The organism is Methyloligella sp. GL2 (genome assembly GCF_013341275.1).
Taxonomy (GTDB): Bacteria; Pseudomonadota; Alphaproteobacteria; order Rhizobiales; family Methyloligellaceae; genus Methyloligella.
Map to the genome: position 1 here is coordinate 2435236 of NZ_CP054476.1, position 18026 is coordinate 2453261.

The following is an 18026-nucleotide window of genomic DNA, read 5'->3' on the forward strand; positions in this document are numbered from 1 at the left end:
CGCAGGGCTAAGCCAGCGCAGCCGCCGTCTCCGACATCGCCCGCGGGGCGTTCTCCTGCCAGCTCTCCTTCAGGAAGCTGCCGAGCTTTTGCAGCTGACGCCGTCGGGGCGAAGAGGCGCGCCAGGCAAGGCCGATCTCGCGCGCCGGCTCCGGCGCCTTGAATCGGATCAGCTTGAGCTGACTTTGCGGCCGGATCTCGCTCGGCACCGCGATCTCCGGCACCAGGGTGGAGCCGTAACCGCTCGCCACCATCTGCAGGATGGTGGTGAGACTGGTGGCGCCGAAGCGGCGGAGCGCGGCGGGATGAGCAGCACTGCACAGCGCCAGGGTCTGATCGCGCAGACAATGCCCTTCCTCCAGCAAGAGCAGCGGCTCTCGTTCGAGATCCTCGGTGCGCATGCTGCGCGGCATGGCCCGGCTTTGCGGCACGGCCAGCAAGAACCGGTCCTCGAACAGCGCCATGGTCTCGAGCTTGGGCGCATCGATCGGCAGCGCCAGCAAGGCGGCGTCGATCTCGCCCTCCTGCACCCCGTCGACCAGAGACTCGGTGCGGGTCTCGTGCAGGCGAAGATCGAGATCGGGATATTGCCGCTGCAGGCGCGGCAGCACGGCGGGCAGAAAATACGGGCCGAGGGTCGGGATCACGCCGAGGGTGAGGCTCGGGCCCAGATCCTCGCGATGCTCCGAGGCATAGTCTTTGAGATCGCGCACGTCGCGCAAGATCTGGTCGGCGCGGCGCACCACCTCGCGGCCGGCCGGCGTAAGGCGCATATCGCGGTTGGCGCGCTCCACCAGCGGCACGCCCAGCTCCTTCTCCAGCTCCTTGATCTGCATGCTCAATGCGGGCTGCGACACGGCGCAGGCGCGCGCCGCCCGGCCGAAATGGCCATGGCTGGCAAGGGCCTGCAGATAGCGGAGTTGGCGTAATGTGACCATGATCAGTTTTCCTTATCACAAATCGCCGCAAATGCAATTTGCTGTTATCGGAAACCGCGCGCAAAGTGCGCTCCCAGGGCGGGTGAACACCACTCGAAAGCTAAGCACGGGAGAGAACGATGGACGTTAAAGTCGACAAGGCGGGCGGTTGCCCAGTGGCGCACGGCACCACGAGCCTGAGCATGTTGCAGAACCGCGACTGGTGGCCGAACCAGCTGAACCTCAAGATCCTCAGCCAGAATTCGGCCAAGTCCGATCCCATGGGCAAGGACTTCAACTACGCGAGAGCATTCGAGACGCTGGACCTGAAAGCGGTCAAGGACGACCTCTACGCGCTGATGACGGAGAGCCAGAGCTGGTGGCCGGCCGATTACGGCCATTACGGCGGCCTGTTCATCCGCATGGCCTGGCACAGCGCCGGCACCTACCGCACGGCCGACGGGCGCGGCGGCGGCGGCTCGGGCTCGCAGCGCTTCGCGCCGCTGAACAGCTGGCCGGATAACGGCAATCTCGACAAGGCGCGCCGGCTGTTGTGGCCGATCAAGCAGAAATACGGCAACAAGCTCTCCTGGGCCGATTTGTTCATCCTGGCCGGCAATTGCGCCATCGAATCCATGGGCGGCAAGACCTTCGGTTTCGCCGGCGGGCGCGAGGATATCTGGGAGCCCGAGGAAGACGTCTATTGGGGCGCCGAGAACGAATGGCTCGCCACCAGCGATCACGAGCTCGCCCGCTATACCGGCGACCGCGAGTTGGAGAACCCGCTGGCGGCCGTGCAGATGGGCCTGATTTACGTGAACCCGGAAGGCCCCGACGGACAGCCGGATCCGCTGGCCTCGGCCAAGGATATCCGCGAGACCTTCGCGCGCATGGCGATGAACGATTACGAGACCGTGGCGCTGACGGCGGGCGGTCACACTTTCGGCAAGACCCATGGCGCTGGCCCGGTCGATCAGGTCGGCCCGGAGCCGGAGGCCGCCCCGATCGAGGCGATGGGCTTTGGCTGGCTGTCGACCTGGAAGAGCGGCAAGGGAAGCGATTCCATCACCAGCGGCCTGGAAGGCGCCTGGACCTCCCATCCGACCAAATGGGACATGGGCTATTTCGACGTGCTGTTCGGTTATGAGTGGGAGCTTGCCCAGAGCCCGGCCGGGGCCTGGCAGTGGCACGCCAAGGATCTGAAGGAAGAGGACATGGCGCCCGATCCGGAAGATCCGAGCAAGCGCCTGCCGATCATGATGTCGACCGCCGACATGGCGATGCGCATGGACCCGGACTACGAGAAGATCTCGCGTCACTTCCATGCCAATCCGGAAGAGTTCGCCGACGCCTTCGCCCGCGCGTGGTTCAAGCTGACCCATCGCGATATGGGGCCGAAGTCGCGCTATCTCGGCTCCGAGGTGCCGGCGGAGGACCTGATCTGGCAGGACCCGATTCCGGCCGTCGATCATCCGCTGATCGACGCTGCGGATATCGCCGATCTGAAGGCAAAAATCCTCGCCTCGGGCCTGTCGATCGGCCAGCTGGTGAACACCGCCTGGGCCTCGGCCTCGACCTTCCGCGGCTCCGACAAGCGCGGCGGCGCCAACGGTGCACGGATCCGGCTCGCCCCCCAGAAGGATTGGGAGGTCAACGAGCCGGAACAGCTGGCCAAGGTGCTGGAGGTCTATGAGGGCATCCAGAAGGCGTTCAACGAGACGGCAAGCGGCGGAAAGAAAGTCTCGCTGGCGGATCTGATCGTGCTGGGCGGTTCGGCGGCGGTCGAAGCGGCCGCCAAGAAGGCCGGCCATGCAGTGACGGTGCCGTTCTTCCCGGGTCGCATGGATGCCAGCCAAGAGCAGACCGACGTGGAATCGTTCGACGTGCTCGAGCCGATGGCCGATGGCTTCCGCAATTACGAGAAGACCAAATACACCATCACCACCGAGGAGCTGCTGATCGACAAGGCTCAGCTGCTCACCCTGACGGCGCCGGAGATGACGGTTCTGATCGGCGGCATGCGGGCGCTCGGCGCCAATTACGGGCAGTCGCCGCACGGCGTCCTCACCGACCGGCCGGAGACCCTGAGCAACGACTTCTTCGTCAACCTGCTCGACATGGGCACCGCGTGGAGCGCGGCGGAGGACGACGAGGATGTGTTCGAGGGGCGCGACCGCGAGACCGGCGAGACCAAATGGACCGCGACCCGCGCCGATCTGATCTTCGGCTCCAACTCGCAGCTGCGGGCTTTGGCCGAGGTCTACGGTCAGGAGGACGCGAAGGAGAAGTTCGTGAACGACTTCGCCGCGGCCTTCGCCAAGGTGATGAACGCCGACCGGTTCGATCTCACCGCGGCGTAAACGCTAACCGACGCGCCGCCGCAGGGGCGGAGAGCAGGCTTGCGCGCGCTGCTTGAAACCCTGCCGAACGTGCGGAGACCGGTGTGGAGATCTCTCACCTCCACGCCGGTCTTTTTTTGCGTGATCGCGCGGAGGCCGAAAATAGGGAGGCCGGCGCGAGGGGTTCCCCTCACGCCGGCCAGAATTCACCAGGCAAGCCTATAAGCCGGGTTCTGTACCGCGGATGCGGCGATGGCCATTCATCTGGGACGCACCTCGCAGTGCGCCTCGTGCAACCAACCCGGGCAGCGGGTCTGGAAACCGACCTGGAAGCGGCTTTCGCCGTCTCCGTGCCGCCCCTATTTGGTCTTGCTCCCGGTGGGGTTTACCGTGCCGCCGCCGTTACCGGCTGGCGCGGTGCGCTCTTACCGCACCCTTTCACCCTTACCCAGCTTCGCAACTCCTGACGGAGCGCTACGCAGGGCGGTTTGCTTTCTGTGGCACTTTCCCTGGGGTCGCCCCCGCCGGACGTTATCCGGCACCGTGCTTCCATGGAGCCCGGACTTTCCTCCCCGCCTCTACTACCCAACGATATCGGCGGAGCGGCCATCCGGCCTGCTGGCTCCTCTTATAAGGGCCTGAACCGGCGCTGCGTCAAGCGGCGCGACGCCGCCCGCCGACACAGCGTTAACGCCCACCTCACGCATTGTTTGAAAGACGTGAAAAGCCTTTCCGCAACCGCAGGCATAGGCTCGGCGTTGCTCAATTGCCAATTGAGCGACCCAACCTCAGGAGGATGCGACCATGAAGACTTTCACTCTGACCGGTGCCGCAACCGGCCTTTTCTTTCTTGTCTCGACGACGCTGGCTCTGGGCGCCACCGGCCAATATGACAATCTATGTGCCATGGGGCTCGCCACGGGCCAGGAGATCCAGACCGACTGTTCGATCAACGCCGATATCGGCGGCAAGATGTATTGCTTCGGCAGCAAGGCAGCCAAGACCGAGTTCATGAAGGACCCGGAAGGCAACCTGGCCAAGGCCGACGCGACCTACTCCAAGATGAAGCACTAAGCACCCCCTTCCACCTCCCAGGGCGAGGGTCTGTCTCCGGGCAGGCTCTCGCCTTCTTTTTTTGAGGAAAGGTCGTTTTACCGAGGAGTGGCCTTACGCGCCCGCCGGCTGCAGCGCGGCGAGCAGAGCGTCCAGGGTGAGCCGGGTGGAGAGATCGGCGATGCCGTCCACCTGGGCGGGCCGGAAATGCCGCTGGAAAGCGGTGACGACATTCTCCATGCCGCGCCCGTAAGTCCCGGTAATTTCAAGCCCATAGCCATAGCGGGCGAGAGCCTGCTGCAGCGCTTCGATTGCTTCCCCCTCGTCGCCGACCGAGAGCGTCCTCCCCGGTTCGATCGGCGCCGGTGTCACCCAATGGCCGATGCCGGCCGCGTGCAACCGCTGCCAATCGAAGCTCTCGCCGGGGTCCTGCTTGCGGGCCGGCGCCACGTCGGAATGAGCCAGCACGCGCTGCGGCGGGATCGCGTGGCGGGAAAGGATATCGCGGCAGAGCGCTTCGACCGCCTGCATCTGGGCTTCCGGAAACGGCTCCAGCCCGGCCTCAGTATGGCCGATGTGATGGATCTCGATGCCGATGGAGCAGGAGTTGATATCGGTCTCGCCGGCCCAGCTGCTCTGACCGGCATGCCAGGCGCGCATCTCCTCGGCCACCATCTGGGTGATGCGGCCAGCTTCGTCGATCAGGTAGTGGGCGGAGACCTTGGACTCTGCGTCGGTCAGCCGGTCGAGGGCAGCCTCGGCCGACTCCATGCCGGTGTAATGCAGAAGCAGCATATCAGGCTTGCGGCCGTCATGGCGCGGCTCGCAATTGGGCGATGGGCACCACAGGCGCGCAAGCGGGCTATCGGGCGCGGCGCTCATCGGTCCCCATCGCGGTGAGGTGTGGCGCCGCTCTTAAAGCCGGCGCCCCTCTTAGATGCGGCGTTCTTTGGCGATCGCGTCGTAGGATTCATTGATCGCGGCCAGCTTCTCGGTGGCAATGGTGATGAACTCCGGCGGCACACCGCGGGCCAGCAGCTTGTCGGGATGATTGTCGGCGACAAGCTTGCGGTAATGGGCCTTGAGCTGGTCGTTGCCGACGCTCGGATCGATGCCCAGCACCTCGTACGGATTGCGCTTCGCGGCCACCACATGGCGCGCCTTGATGTAGTCGAAGTGGGAATCGCTGAGGCCGAAGCGCTTGGCCACCTGGCGCAGGAACTCCTCCTCGCGCGGATGCACGGTGTCGTCCGCCTTGGCGATGTGGAACAGGCCTTCCAGCACGTCTTCCAGCAGCTTCTCGTCGTTCTTGAACATGGCGGCGAGCTGCTCGGCATAGGCCTCGAAACCGGAGACATCCTGCTTGGCGAGGTTGAACACGCGGGCGACATTCTTCATCTCGCCCTCAGGCACCTTGAACACCTCCTTGAAGGCGTTCACCTCGTCGACCGTGACCACGCCATCGGCCTTGGCCATCTTGGCGCCAAGCGCGATCACGCCCACGGTAAAGGCGACCTGGCTCTCCGCCGGCGTGTCGTGATCTTCGCGGTCGATCGCGAAATGACCGGCGACACCGCCCAGCAGCGCGCCGATCGGCCCGCCGATGGCGAGTCCGGCTGCCGCTCCGGCTATTTTCCCCCAAACTGACATCGGGCTACCCCCATAACCTCACCGCCCGAGCATACGGAGTTTTGCACCTCCGCGCATTGGCAGAATTGCGTAAAGCGGCTGGATGAACCGGAAAACTGTTTAGCTTTGCTGCGCTACAGGCTTGGAATCGCGGAAATTCGCCAGAATCGAGAGGTCCGGCTGATCGACGTCCAGCCCGGCCCGAAGCCGGCGCTCCACATGAATTGCGCGGGCAAAGCACCAAAGGCCGAGCCATAGCGTGCCGATGGCGATGGCACCCCCGGTGATCCACAAATAGGTGGTGCCGAATTCGAACAGGCCGCCCGCGGCGACCGCGAAAGCCGCCAGCACCAGGCCGAAGGACAGTGCAAGGCAGATCGAGGCGCTGAGCGCGGTGATGAAGATCGCCAGCGGATTGCTGCTGCCGCGCTTGGCGAAGGGATGATCGGTGCTGTCCGTTTCGCTGCTCATCGTGGTCCTAGGTCCGTTTTCCACTTTCGAGGGAAGCTAATAGCCGGAGAGTCCCTTGCGGCACAAGGGCTGGTTTCCCGGATGGTTTCGCGCCTGCCCCCTCAAGCGGTGCCCGGAGGCCGGTTCGCCAAGCGTTTAAGACTGGGGAACGTTGCGGCGGACGGTGCGGGTCGCGCCGACGATTTCCACGCCGCGGGTGCCGACGAAGTCGGTGAGCGGCATGGTGACATAGTACGGCGTCGGCACCGGCAGCACGAGAAAGTTCTTCCAGCAGCCGACCACCACCGTGGTCCAATAGGCGGGACGCCGGCTATAGGACTGATGGCTCAGGGAGACCTCCATATTGGAGAACTTCTTGAAGCCGCTGACTTTCAGCTGATAGATGCCGCGGCCGCGGTAATACTGGATCTCGACATTGTCGAAATCGATCGGCTGGCATTCGCCGGCAACGCCGAAAGCCGGCTTGACCAGGCGCGGGCCGGGTCCGATGCCGCTGCTCACGCCGGGCAAGGCGGTTTGCGCATTTGCGCCCCCTGGCAGCGCGAGCGCCAAAATGGCGGCTGCGAAAAGCGCGATTGTGAGAATGCGGCCTGGAATCAATGTCATCTGCGACCCCCTGATCTTGGCGCCACCCTAGGACCGAAGATGCCGCCGCTCAAGCCCGCGGACGGCTTTCGCCTGCGATTTTCGCTCAAATGGGGTAGAACCGCCACGGGTGGAGACGATCCTCCAACGCCCTCCATGAATCGGCGAAACGGCGAAGGTGAGAATGGCGATTTACGAGCTCGACGGGATTGCTCCCGAATTTCCGCAAGACGGTCTTTATTGGGTGGCCGAGACGGCGAGCGCGATCGGCAAGGTGCGCATGGCCTCCGACACCAGCATCTGGTGGGGCGCGGTGCTGCGCGGCGACAATGAGTGGATCGAGATCGGGGAGCGCTCGCAAATCCAGGACAATGCCACGCTGCATACCGATCCCGGCTTTCCGCTCTCCATCGGCAAGGATTGCGTGATCGGCCATAACGTCATCCTGCATGGCTGCAGCATCGGCAACGAGACGCTGATCGGCATGGGGGCAATCGTCCTGAACGGCGCCAAGATCGGCAATAACTGCCTGGTCGGCGCCGGTGCCCTGATCACGGAAGGCAAGGAATTTCCCGACAATTCGGTGATCGTCGGGGCGCCAGCCAAAGTGATCCGCGAGGCAGACGAGAAAACCCGGGCGATGGTGGCCCGCGGCGCCGATGTCTATGCCAAGCGCTGGAAGCAATACGCCAAGGGCTGCAAAAAGATCGGCTGAGGCCAACGGGCCATGAGACCAGCAGCTCGGAATGTGGATCCCGAAATCTGCGTTCCCATGGCCCTGTTCGCCTAAGACTTGTTGCGGATTTCCCAGCGCCTCTCTTCCCAGCGCTGGGCCTGGAGGAAGCGGGCATCCGCCCTCTCCTTCCAATCCACCGGGCTGATCAGATCGAGATCGCGATAGACCACCAGGCTACGCAGGCTCACCACTTGGATGATGGCCATCACGATCAGCAGCGCGCCAATCCGCGTGCCGTCGAGCAAGACCGCCTCGCTCGCACTCACCGACGCATCGCCAAAGGCCAGCGCCAGGAACATGAAGCCGCCGCTCAGCGCGTAGAACCGCACCATGAGCTGATCGGCCATGGATTCGGCGAGTTGATCGCGATCGCCGAGATGGGCGCTCAACATCATCCACCAGCTCCTGTGAAGCTGGCGGCCCGCGATGAAGATGAGATACGCGCTGATACCGACATAAACGGCGTTGCTGAGGGGCAGCATGGCTTTTCTCCTTCACTCGAGGGTGACGCCCCCTAGTTATGCTCATAACATGCATAAGTCAATCGGCAGAGGCGGACAGGGTGTCGCAGAGATGCCGTATCGGCTGTCAGCCTTGCGAAATTCGGCAGGGTTTCCCCACTTCCGGCTTTGCAAGCCTGCGAGATTTGCTTAACTCGGCGCGATGACTTCCCGCGGCGCAGAAAACGGCTCCCCGACAGGACCTTGGCAATTCTTCATCGACCGGGGCGGCACGTTCACCGATATCGTGGCGCGGGCGCCGGACGGCGCGCTTGTCAGCGCCAAGCTGCTCTCGGAAAACCCGGAAGCCTATAAGGACGCCGCCATTGCCGGCATCGCCGATATCCTCGGCGTGGCGCGGGACGCGCCTCTGCCCACGGAAGCAATCGAAAGCGTCAAGATGGGGACTACGGTCGCCACCAATGCGCTGCTGGAGCGCAAGGGCGATGCCGTGCTGCTGCTCACCAGCCAGGGCTTCAAGGACGCTCTGGAGATCGGCTACCAGGCGCGCCCGAAAATCTTTGCGCTGAATATCGAGAAACCCTCGATGCTCTATGCCCAGGTCGCCGAGGTGCCGGAGCGGATACGCGCCGATGGCAGCGTGGAGACGCCGCTCGATCTGGACGCGGTGCGCGCGGCGCTGCAAGCCGGGCGCAATGCCGGGATCGGCGCCGTCGGCATCCTGTTCATGCATGCCTACGCCTATCCCGAGCATGAGCGCCAGGCGGCGGCGCTCGCCCGCGAGCTCGGCTACATGCAGATCTCGGTGAGCTCGGAGGTGAGCCCGCTGGTGAAGCTGGTGGGGCGCGGCGACACCACCGTGGTGGACGCCTATCTCTCCCCTATTCTCCGCCGCTATGTGGCGCAGGTGGCCGACGCGCTGGATGCGAAATCACCTCTCCCCGCCGGGGAGAGGTCGGATGCGCAGCATCCGGGTGAGGGGGCGGAAGACCCGCATGGGCTGTCCCCCCTCACCCCAGCCCTCTCCCCCGAGGGGAGAGGGAGTCCGTCCGAGCAAGCGGCCCTGGATGGCCGGGTCGAGCCCGGCCATGACGAGGATGGCGGTGGAGAGAGCGAGCAGGCTGGCCAAGGCCCGCGGCTCCTTTTTATGCAATCCTCCGGCGGGCTGACCTCGGCGGGGCTGTTCCAGGGCAAGGACGCGATCCTCTCCGGTCCCGCCGGTGGCGTGATCGGCGCGGTGGAGACCGCGGGCATTGCCGGATTCGACCATGTCGTCGGCTTCGATATGGGCGGCACCTCGACCGATGTCTGCCACTACGCCGGCACTTACGAGCGAAGCTTCGACAGCGAAGTCGCCGGGGTGCGGGTGCGGGCACCGATGATGCTGGTGCACACGGTGGCGGCGGGCGGCGGCTCGATCCTCACTTACGACGGCAGCCGCTTCCGGGTGGGGCCCGAGTCCGCCGGCGCCGATCCGGGCCCCGCCTGCTATCGCCGCGGCGGACCGCTCACCGTCACCGACGCCAATGTGATGACCGGCAAGCTGCTGCCCGATTTCTTCCCGAAGATCTTCGGCCCCGGCCAGGATCAGCCTTTGGGCGAGACGGCGGTGCGGGAGAAGTTCACGGCGCTGGCGCTTCAGGTCGGCGACGGACGCACACCGGAGCAGGTCGCCGACGGGTTCTTGCGCATCGCGGTGGAAAGCATGGCCAACGCCATCAAAGCCATCTCGGTGCAGCGCGGCCACGATGTCAGCCGCCACCTGCTGAACTGCTTCGGCGGGGCCGGCGGCCAGCATGGCTGCCTGGTGGCGGATGCGCTGGGCATCAAATCGGTGCTGATCCATCCTTTCTCCGGCCTGCTCTCGGCTTACGGTATCGGCCTTGCCGAGATGACCGCCAACCGCAATCACGCGGTGCTGGCCGGGCTCGACGCGGATGGTCTTGGCAAGGCCTATGAGATCGCCGCGCCGCTGCAGCAGAACGCCGTCGGCGAGCTGGAGGCGCAAGGGCTCAGCGCCGATGCCATCGCGGTGACCTTGCGTTTGCAGCTGCGCTATCTCGGCACCGACAGCGCACTGCCCATCGGTTACCCCTCCCCGCTGGCACCGGCAAAAAGCGGAGTCATTTCAGGCGCAGAAGCCCCTTCGCTTGAGGATCTGCGGCAACGCTTCGAGGCGGCGCACCGGGCCCGGTTCGGCTTCGTCAGCCCGGAAAAACCGATCGAGATCGAGGCGGTTGAGATCGAAGCGCGCGGCGGCGGCGCCCATCGCGACGAGCCGAGCCTACCTCTCACCGATGCGCCGCTCGGGAGCCCTGAGACCGTGACGCGCATCTTCACCCTCGGCGCCTGGCACGAGGCACCGGTGCATAGGCGGGCAAGCCTCTCTCCTGGTCAGTCGGTCATGGGTCCTGCCCTGATCATCGAGGATCACCAGACCGTGGTGGTGGAGCCGGGCTGGTCGGCTTCGCTCACCGAGAAAAACCATCTGCTGCTGACCAAGACGCAAGCGCAAAGCGCTGGACCGTCGGTCGGCACCGACGCCGATCCGGTGATGCTGGAGGTGTTCAACAACCTGTTCACGGCAATCGCCGAGCAGATGGGCTATGCGCTGCAGAACACCGCCCGCTCGGTGAACATCAAGGAGCGGCTGGATTTCTCCTGCGCCATCTTCGATGCCGACGGCGGGCTGGTCGCCAACGCGCCGCATATCCCGGTGCATCTGGGCTCCATGGACCGGAGCGTGGAGACGGTGATCCGCGAGCTGGGCGACAGACTCAAGCCGGGCGACGTCTACATGCTGAACGCGCCCTATAACGGCGGCACGCATCTGCCCGATATCACGGTGATCACGCCGGTGTTCGACGAGGCGGGGGACGAGATCCTGTTCTATGTGGCGAGCCGCGGCCACCACGCCGATGTCGGCGGCATCGCGCCGGGCTCGATGAGCCCCAACGCCCGCACCATCGACGAGGAAGGCATCTATATCGATCCGTTCCTGTTGGTGGAGAACGGCGCCTTCCGCGAGGGCGCGGTCGAAAAACTGTTCACCGACGCGCCCTACCCGGCGCGCAATCCGGCGCAGAACATCGCCGATCTAAAAGCGCAAGTTGCGGCCAACGAGAAAGGCGTGCAGGAGCTCGCCAAGATGACCCGCCAGTTCGGGCTCGATGTGGTGGCCGCCTATATGGGCCATGTGCAGGACAATGCGGCAGAAAGCGTCGCCCAGGTGATCGAGAACTTGAAGCCGGGGCGCTTTGCGGTGGAGACCGATCAGGGCAGCCGCATCCAGGTGGAAATCCGCGTCGATCCTGCAAGCCGCCGGGCGGTGGTCGACTTCACCGGCACCAGCGAACAGCAAGCGGATAATTTCAACGCGCCGGAGCCGATCACCCGCGCCGCGGTGCTCTATGTCTTCCGCACGCTGGTGGAGGACAATATTCCGCTGAACTCCGGCTGCCTTCGCCCCATCGAAATCATCGTGCCCGACGGCTCGATGCTGAAGCCGCACTATCCGGCCGCCGTGGTCGCCGGCAATGTGGAGACCAGCCAGCAGATCGTGAATTGCCTCTATGGCGCGCTCGGCCTGCTCGGCTCGGCGCAAGGCACCATGAACAATCTCACCTTCGGCAATGCGGCGTATCAATATTACGAGACGATCTGCTCCGGCGCGCCGGCGGGGCCGGGCTTCGACGGGGCGGCCGCGGTGCAGACCCATATGACCAATTCGCGGCTCACCGATCCGGAAGTGCTGGAGCTGCGCTATCCGGTGCTGCTGGAGGAATTCTCCATTCGGCGGGGCTCGGGCGGTGCCGGCAAATGGCGCGCCGGGGATGGCACGCTTCGGGTGCTCCGCTTCCTGGAGGAGATGGACTGCGCCATCCTTTCCGGTGCGCGCACTGTCGCCCCCTTCGGCACCGATGGCGGCGCGCCGGGCGAAACGGGCGAAAACAGCGTCCGCCGAAACTCCGGCGAAATCGACTCGTTAGGGGCTTGCGATCAAACCGTGCTGCAGCCGGGTGAAGCGATTCTGATCAAGACACCGACCGGCGGCGGGTTTGGCGTCTGACGCCAGAGACGCGATCTTTCCCCGGGTCATGCCCGGCCTTGTGCCGGGCATCCATGAACACCGTGCTTTGAGAGAGCCCCGGCAAACCCTCTCCCCCGTCATTGTCGATTGACGTGACGCCCGCAGACTTCGCACACTCGGTTGCCGTGCAGCACCGACACGCAACCCAAGGGATTTCAATGCCAAGCTTTCGCCGCTCCTTCATCGCCGCCTGTTTGACCGTGGCGAGCCTGTTTGCCGTCGGTGTTGCCGCGCTGGCGGAGGATCTCGACGTCACCATCTACGAGAGCGGCGGCGACGGGCAGATGGCGGAATGCTGGCTCGGCATCGTCAAGGGGCTGGACCCGAAGGGCGACGGGTTTCTCGCCGTGCGCTCCGGACCCGGCGGCAAATACCGCAAGATCGATGAGGTGCATAACGGTGATCACGTCATGGTCTATGACGAGCGCGGCAAGTGGCTCGGCGTGATCTACGGGCCGGGCGACAGCATTATCCAGAAAGACGTCTTAGGCTGCGGCTTCATCGGCAAGGGCAAGCGCCCGGTACCCTATCCCGGCAAGAAGGGCTGGATCCACTCCAAATGGGTCGACATCCTCGCCGGCTAGGATCGCCAAAACACAAAAGGCGCGGGATCGAAATCCCGCGCCCTCGCCGAGCATTGCCTCTTCTTCTAAAAGAAGGCCCGGCTAGCTGGTTGCCGTCGGCGCAGAGCCGCTGCGGCGTTCGGCCATGAACTGATCGAACTCGGCCTTGTCGCGCGCCTCACGCAGACGGGTCAGGAACTGGCGGAACTCCTCCGCCTCGTCCTCAAGCTTTTTCAGGGTCTCTTCCCGGTAAGCGTCGAAGGCCGCATTGCCGGTGGGCCGGAAGTGGCTCTGAGCCTTGGCCCAGCGCTTGGCGCCGCAGCCCCAGGATTTCGCTTCGCGTTGCATGTCCTTGCGCCATGCTTCACCGCCAAAATTTCCCATTCGTCCGCTCCAGATTAAAAATGCGAGTACTCCGAGACCGACCGGCCAAAAGAGAATGAAGCTCAGCACCATGACGGTGATCCAAGCGCCCTTCCCGTAGCCATCCAAAGTGTCGATTACGTGCATTGGGGACCTTTCTTCAGGTGTGAATGTTATTCACATTTACATTAGATGGGCGAAGCCGCTTGCAAGTCAAGGGGCGCTGGCAGCACGCTTGGCGAAAAATCGCACCAGATCGCTCGCCTAACCAACAAAACGCAAAGGGTTTTTAACCCCGGCTGTTCTTAGATAGGCATTCGAGGCAAAATTTCACGAGTTTGCGGAAAACAGTGTCTGCTTCTTCGCTCATCCGCCGCGCGGCGACCGTGATGTTTGTAGGCTTATGCCTGGCGTCTGCAGGCGCGGCAGCGGTCAATGCAAGCATGTCCGACGTCGACCCGCACAAGAAGGTGTGGCGAGCGCATCGCGCACCGGTGCAAGGCATCGACGTCTCGCAATGGCAAGGCGATATCGATTGGCGCGCGGTGCGTGCGGCCGGCGTCCAGTTCGCCTTCATCAAGGCGACCGAGGGCGGCGACCATATCGATCCCAAATTCATGCAGAATTGGTATGCTGCCAAACGGGCCGGCATTCCGCGCGGCGCCTATCACTTCGTCTATTGGTGCCGTTCGGCGCAGGACCAGGCACGATGGTTCATGCGCAACGTGCCGCGGGATCCGGACGCGCTGCCGCCGGTGCTGGACGTGGAGTGGAACCATCACTCCAAGAGTTGTCCGCAGAAGATCTCCCGCAGCCAGGCGCTGGCAAAGATCAAGATCTTGCTCGATGCGATGTATTCCCACACCGGCATGCGGCCGATCATCTATACCGACCCGGCCTTCTATCGCGACGTGCTGCGGGGCGAGCTGGTGCAGTATCCGTTCTGGCTGCGCTCGGTGGCGGCCGAGCCGCACGAGGTCTATCCGGGTCGCCCCTGGGCGTTCTGGCAGTTCACCACCACGGGGCGCGTGCCCGGCATCCGCGGCGATGTCGACCGCAACATCTTCAACGGCACCCGCCCGGCCTGGGAACGCTCCATCGGCCTGACCCAGGCCGCCAGCCGCTAGGGGCTGGCTTAAGCCGGCTTCCCCTCAGAGCCGGCGTCGAGAATGCCGAGTCCTTTCAGATAGATCAGGATGCCGCTTTCGAGCACCTCTTCAGGGCTGACCGGCACTTTGCGGCGCTCGTCGCGATTCTCCGCAAGCAGGGTGGCAACGCCATGGGAGAGCGCCCAGACATGTAAGGCGACGAGGCGAACAGGCGGCCGGTCCTTCGGGTCCAGCGGCTCGCACAAAGCCGCGGTCGCCTTCTGCAGGATGTCGAAGGCGTGGTCGGCCGCCTTAATGCGCCCTGCTCTCCCCTCGCCGTCCTCGCCATGCTCGGAGCCGAGCGCGGTTTCGAACATCACCGCATAAGCCGCCGGCTCCTCGCGGGCGAAAGCGAGATAGGCGCGGCCGAGATTTTCGAACGCCTGAAGCGGGGTCGGGCGGCCATTGTCCCACGCCGTCTCCAGCCGGGCGGCGAAACGCTCGAACCCGGTGCGGGCGACCTCGCTCAGAAGCGCGTCGCGATCGCGGAAATGGCGATAAGGCGCAGCCGGGCTGACCCCGGCCAGCCGCGCTGCCTCCGCCAGGCTGAAACCGACGGGGCCGTGGCGCTCGATCAAGGTGCGCGCCGCCTCGAGCAGCGTCTCTTTCAGATTGCCGTGGTGATAGCCGCGGGCGCGGCGCCAATCGCGATCGGATGGTCCCATGTGAATGGTTTTTACTTGAAGCGTCACAAACCCGCCAGCCACTCCATGGTGTAAATCGCGGTTTTCTGCCCGCCGCTTTCACCCTTCCAAAACTTCGTTCCGCTAGGGAATTCCTCTATGGGTTGAGCGTGGCGCGGGGCGCGGGGCAGCTTCCGGTTTCACACCGGGGCAAGACAGGAAGGCTGGGGCAGTGAACAAAGAAGAGAAGAAGCACGCGGCGATGCACGAGAAGGGACTCGCCGCGACGGTGATCTCCGGCGGGCCGGCCGGTGTCGGCCTCGGCACCATGCTGGCCTTCGTGCTGCTGGAATCGGTCTTCTTCCAGGATCTGCACAACTACCCCGTCACCATCCTTCTCTTCATCTGGCTGTTCGTGGTGATGATCTGGTGCGCCTTCGGCGTGCTGCGTCATGCGGAGGTGATCGCGGCGAGTCTCGGAGAGCCGGCGGGCACGCTGGTGCTGACCTTCGCGGTGACAGCGATCGAGATCGCGCTCCTCGCCACCATCATGCTGCATGGCGGACCGAACCCGACGCTTGCGCGCGACACCATGTTCGCCACCTTGATGCTGGTGCTGAACGGCATGGTCGGCACCGCGCTGCTCTTGGGCGGGCTGCGCTATGGTGCGCAGGAGTACAATCTGGAAGGTGCCCGCGCCTTTCTCGTCGTTCTGGCGCCGCTGGCGGTGTTCGCTTTGGTGCTGCCAAGCTTCTCGGTGACCGCGCCCGATCCGGCGACGGCCCCATGGAAGGCTGGCGTTTTCGCGGTGATCGCGGCGGCATTCTATTTCATCTTCCTGGCCATTCAGACCACGCGCCACCGCAGCTTCTTCGACATGCCCGATGACGGGCATAATCACGACGAGCAGTCGGAACCGGTGGTGCGGGACGCCAAGCCGACGCGGGATCTTCTCTTTCACGTGGCGATGCTGTTCCTGACGCTGCTGCCCATCGTGGTGCTGTCGGAATATCTGGCCGTGATCATCGATCTCGGTATCGAGGATCTGAAGCTGCCGGTGGCGCTGGGCGGCGTGTTCGTCGCCATCGTGGTGCTGGCACCGGAAGGGCTGACGGCAATGAACGCGGCGCGTGCCAATCATCTGCAGCGCTCGGTCAATGTCTGTCTCGGCTCGGCGCTGGCCACGCTGGGCCTCACCATCCCGGCGGTGCTGATCGTGGGGCTGATCACCGGGCGGCCGGTGCAGCTTGGGCTCGGCGCCGAAGAGATGGTGCTTCTGGTGCTGACACTCTGCGTCAGCGCGCTCACCTTCGGCGGCAGCCGCACCACCATGCTGCAGGGCCTGGTGCATCTTCTTCTGCTGGCGATCTATATCGTTTTCGTGTTCTCTCCATAGAGATCAACGAGTCGAAAATACGATGGGCCGCTCCTCTCGCCAGTCCGACGTCTCAGCAAAAGAACCGGTCCTGCATATCGGCTGGCGCGAATGGATCGCCCTCCCCGAGCTCGGCATCCCGGCAATCAAAGCGAAGATCGATACCGGCGCGCGCACCAGCTCGCTGCATGCCTGGAATATCGAACCGTTCCGGCGCCGCGGCGTGCTGTGGCTCCGCTTCGACGTGCACCCCTTACAGCGCAGCCAGGCCAAGACGATCCGCTGCGAAGCGCCGGCGGTGGATAAGCGCAATGTGCGCAATTCCGGCGGCCATGTGGAGGAGCGCCATGTCATCGAAACGTCGCTCCGGCTTGGGACTTATGCGCAGAAGATCGAGCTCACCCTGACCGACCGGGACCAGATGGGCTTCCGCATGCTGCTCGGCCGCACGGCGCTGCAGGATGGGATCCTCATCGATCCGGCGCGGTCGTTTCTGGTGAGCACGAACCGGCCGCCGATCCGCCGCAAATCCGCCGCCAAATCAGTTCTATGACGGGCTTTGAAGAGCGACCTCTTCTCCACCCTCTTGCTGTGAGACCTGCCGCATGAAGATCGCCCTGCTGGCGCGCAATCCCAATCTCTATACCCACCGCCGCATCTGCGAAGCGGCGGAAGCCCGTGGCCATCAAATCGAGATCATCAACACGCTGCGGGTCTCGATCAATATCAGCTCGGGACGGCCGATGCTGTATCACAGCAGGCGCTCCTTGGAGGATTTCGACGTGGTGATCCCGCGCATCGGCGCATCGATCACCGCCTACGGTCTTGCGGTGCTGCGGCAGTTCGAGGTGATGGGCATCTATCCGCTCAACGAATCCGTCGCCATCGGCCGCTCGCGCGACAAGCTGCGCTGCATGCAGCTTCTGGCGCGGCGCGGCATCGGGCTTCCCTCCACCGCCTATACCAACGACCCGAAGCAGGCCGAGGACGTGATCGACCTGGTCGGCGGGCCGCCGGTGGTGATCAAGCTGATCGAAGGCACGCAGGGCATCGGCGTGGTGCTCGGCGAGACGCTGCAATCGGCCAAGTCGGTGATCGAGGCCTTCCAGGGCGCCAAGGTGAATATCCTGGTGCAGGAATATGTGAAGGAGGCCGGCGGCATGGATATCCGCGCCCTGGTGATCGGCGAGCGGGTGGTGGCGGCGATGAAGCGGCAAGGGCCTCCAGGCGAGTTCCGCTCCAATCTGCACCGCGGCGGCGAGGCTTCCGCCATCAAGATCACGCCGGCTGAACGCGCCTGCGCGGTGAAGGCGGCGCGCACGCTGGGGCTCAATGTCTGCGGCGTCGACATGCTGCGCTCCTCCCACGGACCGCTGGTCATGGAGGTCAATTCCTCGCCGGGAATTCAGGGGCTTGAGAAGGCGAGCGGCGTCGACGTGGCAACCAAGATGATCGAATTTCTGGAGCGTCATGCGAGCCCCGGAAAGACTCGCACCAAGGGCAAGGGCTGAGCGCCGGCGCCTTCGCGCAAGGCTTCTGGAATCAGAAAAAGTCTAATGATTTCCAGTACTTCCCGCACCGCTCAGGAAGCTTTGGCAAAGCTCCGATGACAGGCTCCGAACTTGTCCACAGCATTTTCTGAGCAGGAAATGGCGCGTTTCTGCGCTTCTCGGA

17 protein-coding genes and 1 other RNA gene are annotated in these 18026 nt (G+C 64.3%); 9 read left to right on the forward strand and 9 right to left on the reverse strand.

Translation table 11 applies throughout. The annotated features are described in order from the left end of the window. Positions 1-7 precede the first annotated feature (7 nt). Positions 8-937: a LysR substrate-binding domain-containing protein gene (locus HT051_RS11440; protein ID WP_174542149.1), complete on the reverse strand. Its 930-nt coding sequence runs from the start codon at positions 935-937 to the stop codon at positions 8-10. 119 nt (positions 938-1056) lie between these two features. Here HT051_RS11440 and katG point away from each other — a divergent pair, with 119 nt between their 5' ends. Next, positions 1057-3276, forward strand: coding sequence for a catalase/peroxidase HPI (gene katG / locus HT051_RS11445; RefSeq protein WP_174542150.1), 2220 nt, complete (start codon positions 1057-1059; stop codon positions 3274-3276). Positions 3277-3460: 184 nt separating this feature from the next. Here katG and rnpB read toward each other — a convergent pair. Beyond that, positions 3461-3877, reverse strand: an RNA gene (rnpB, locus tag HT051_RS11450) — RNase P RNA component class A. A gap of 182 nt (positions 3878-4059) precedes the next feature. Between rnpB and HT051_RS11455 the strand changes: the two genes are divergently transcribed. Then, entirely contained in the window at positions 4060-4329 is a 270-nt protein-coding gene (locus tag HT051_RS11455; RefSeq protein ID WP_174542151.1) for a hypothetical protein, read from the forward strand. 93 nt (positions 4330-4422) lie between these two features. Here HT051_RS11455 and HT051_RS11460 read toward each other — a convergent pair whose 3' ends face one another. The 4 genes from HT051_RS11460 to HT051_RS11475 all read right to left on the reverse strand — a co-directional run bounded on the left by HT051_RS11460 (position 4423) and on the right by HT051_RS11475 (position 7014). After that, positions 4423-5190, reverse strand: a complete 768-nt coding sequence (locus HT051_RS11460) for an N-acetylmuramoyl-L-alanine amidase (protein WP_174542152.1) — start codon at positions 5188-5190, stop codon at positions 4423-4425. Between the two features lie 51 nt (positions 5191-5241). Then, positions 5242-5958, reverse strand: a complete 717-nt coding sequence (locus HT051_RS11465; protein ID WP_174542153.1) for a TerB family tellurite resistance protein — start codon at positions 5956-5958, stop codon at positions 5242-5244. Between the two features lie 99 nt (positions 5959-6057). After that, positions 6058-6408 carry a hypothetical protein gene (locus HT051_RS11470; protein WP_174542154.1) on the reverse strand — a complete coding sequence of 117 codons (351 nt, stop codon included), beginning with the start codon at positions 6406-6408 and terminating at the stop codon, positions 6058-6060. A 135-nt stretch (positions 6409-6543) separates the two neighbouring features. Further along, positions 6544-7014: a hypothetical protein gene (locus HT051_RS11475; protein ID WP_174542155.1), complete on the reverse strand. Its 471-nt coding sequence runs from the start codon at positions 7012-7014 to the stop codon at positions 6544-6546. A 163-nt stretch (positions 7015-7177) separates the two neighbouring features. On the opposite strand from HT051_RS11475, the gene HT051_RS11480 reads away from it, so the two are divergent. Then, entirely contained in the window at positions 7178-7708 is a 531-nt protein-coding gene (locus HT051_RS11480; protein WP_174542156.1) for a gamma carbonic anhydrase family protein, read from the forward strand. 71 nt (positions 7709-7779) lie between these two features. Here the strand turns inward: HT051_RS11480 and HT051_RS11485 are convergent, their stop codons facing one another. Beyond that, entirely contained in the window at positions 7780-8211 is a 432-nt protein-coding gene (locus tag HT051_RS11485; protein ID WP_174542157.1) for a hypothetical protein, read from the reverse strand. Positions 8212-8392: 181 nt separating this feature from the next. Here HT051_RS11485 and HT051_RS11490 point away from each other — a divergent pair, with 181 nt between their 5' ends. After that, positions 8393-12259 (forward strand): hydantoinase B/oxoprolinase family protein, encoded by a 3867-nt coding sequence (locus HT051_RS11490; RefSeq protein WP_174542158.1) that lies wholly within the window; start codon positions 8393-8395, stop codon positions 12257-12259. 179 nt (positions 12260-12438) lie between these two features. Further along, positions 12439-12864, forward strand: a complete 426-nt coding sequence (locus HT051_RS11495; RefSeq protein ID WP_174542159.1) for an SH3 domain-containing protein — start codon at positions 12439-12441, stop codon at positions 12862-12864. A gap of 81 nt (positions 12865-12945) precedes the next feature. Here HT051_RS11495 and HT051_RS11500 read toward each other — a convergent pair whose 3' ends face one another. Further along, complete coding sequence (locus HT051_RS11500; protein ID WP_174542160.1) at positions 12946-13353, reverse strand: DUF2852 domain-containing protein; 408 nt, start codon at positions 13351-13353, stop codon at positions 12946-12948. 296 nt (positions 13354-13649) lie between these two features. Between HT051_RS11500 and HT051_RS11505 the strand changes: the two genes are divergently transcribed. Beyond that, positions 13650-14333, forward strand: a complete 684-nt coding sequence (locus HT051_RS11505) for a glycoside hydrolase family 25 protein (protein WP_246810068.1) — start codon at positions 13650-13652, stop codon at positions 14331-14333. An 8-nt stretch (positions 14334-14341) separates the two neighbouring features. Here the strand turns inward: HT051_RS11505 and HT051_RS11510 are convergent, their stop codons facing one another. Then, entirely contained in the window at positions 14342-15019 is a 678-nt protein-coding gene (locus tag HT051_RS11510; protein WP_174542162.1) for a TetR/AcrR family transcriptional regulator, read from the reverse strand. A gap of 190 nt (positions 15020-15209) precedes the next feature. On the opposite strand from HT051_RS11510, the gene HT051_RS11515 reads away from it, so the two are divergent. The 3 genes from HT051_RS11515 to rimK are packed head-to-tail and all read left to right on the forward strand — an operon-like array spanning position 15210 to position 17863. Further along, on the forward strand, positions 15210-16373 hold the full coding sequence (locus HT051_RS11515) for a calcium:proton antiporter (protein WP_174542163.1): 1164 nt from the start codon (positions 15210-15212) through the stop codon (positions 16371-16373). 22 nt (positions 16374-16395) lie between these two features. After that, positions 16396-16905 carry an ATP-dependent zinc protease gene (locus HT051_RS11520; RefSeq protein WP_174542164.1) on the forward strand — a complete coding sequence of 170 codons (510 nt, stop codon included), beginning with the start codon at positions 16396-16398 and terminating at the stop codon, positions 16903-16905. A gap of 52 nt (positions 16906-16957) precedes the next feature. Then, the gene (gene rimK / locus HT051_RS11525) at positions 16958-17863 is read left to right on the forward strand and encodes a 30S ribosomal protein S6--L-glutamate ligase (protein ID WP_174542165.1); all 906 of its coding nucleotides are present in this window, start codon (positions 16958-16960) and stop codon (positions 17861-17863) included. Positions 17864-18026 lie beyond the last annotated feature (163 nt).

What these genes read in the sequence shown, in the direction of transcription:
- HT051_RS11495 (WP_174542159.1), top strand. Translation starts at nt 12,439, where the DNA reads ATGCCAAGCTTTCGCCGCTCCTTCATCGCCGCCTGTTTGACCGTGGCG.
- HT051_RS11460 (WP_174542152.1), bottom strand. Translation starts at nt 5,190, where the DNA reads ATGAGCGCCGCGCCCGATAGCCCGCTTGCGCGCCTGTGGTGCCCATCG.
- HT051_RS11465 (WP_174542153.1), bottom strand. Translation starts at nt 5,958, where the DNA reads ATGTCAGTTTGGGGGAAAATAGCCGGAGCGGCAGCCGGACTCGCCATC.
- katG (WP_174542150.1), top strand. Translation starts at nt 1,057, where the DNA reads ATGGACGTTAAAGTCGACAAGGCGGGCGGTTGCCCAGTGGCGCACGGC.
- HT051_RS11455 (WP_174542151.1), top strand. Translation starts at nt 4,060, where the DNA reads ATGAAGACTTTCACTCTGACCGGTGCCGCAACCGGCCTTTTCTTTCTT.
- HT051_RS11480 (WP_174542156.1), top strand. Translation starts at nt 7,178, where the DNA reads ATGGCGATTTACGAGCTCGACGGGATTGCTCCCGAATTTCCGCAAGAC.
- HT051_RS11440 (WP_174542149.1), bottom strand. Translation starts at nt 937, where the DNA reads ATGGTCACATTACGCCAACTCCGCTATCTGCAGGCCCTTGCCAGCCAT.
- HT051_RS11510 (WP_174542162.1), bottom strand. Translation starts at nt 15,019, where the DNA reads ATGGGACCATCCGATCGCGATTGGCGCCGCGCCCGCGGCTATCACCAC.
- HT051_RS11500 (WP_174542160.1), bottom strand. Translation starts at nt 13,353, where the DNA reads ATGCACGTAATCGACACTTTGGATGGCTACGGGAAGGGCGCTTGGATC.
- HT051_RS11520 (WP_174542164.1), top strand. Translation starts at nt 16,396, where the DNA reads ATGGGCCGCTCCTCTCGCCAGTCCGACGTCTCAGCAAAAGAACCGGTC.
- HT051_RS11485 (WP_174542157.1), bottom strand. Translation starts at nt 8,211, where the DNA reads ATGCTGCCCCTCAGCAACGCCGTTTATGTCGGTATCAGCGCGTATCTC.
- HT051_RS11505 (WP_246810068.1), top strand. Translation starts at nt 13,650, where the DNA reads ATGTCCGACGTCGACCCGCACAAGAAGGTGTGGCGAGCGCATCGCGCA.
- HT051_RS11490 (WP_174542158.1), top strand. Translation starts at nt 8,393, where the DNA reads ATGACTTCCCGCGGCGCAGAAAACGGCTCCCCGACAGGACCTTGGCAA.
- HT051_RS11475 (WP_174542155.1), bottom strand. Translation starts at nt 7,014, where the DNA reads ATGACATTGATTCCAGGCCGCATTCTCACAATCGCGCTTTTCGCAGCC.
- rimK (WP_174542165.1), top strand. Translation starts at nt 16,958, where the DNA reads ATGAAGATCGCCCTGCTGGCGCGCAATCCCAATCTCTATACCCACCGC.
- HT051_RS11470 (WP_174542154.1), bottom strand. Translation starts at nt 6,408, where the DNA reads ATGAGCAGCGAAACGGACAGCACCGATCATCCCTTCGCCAAGCGCGGC.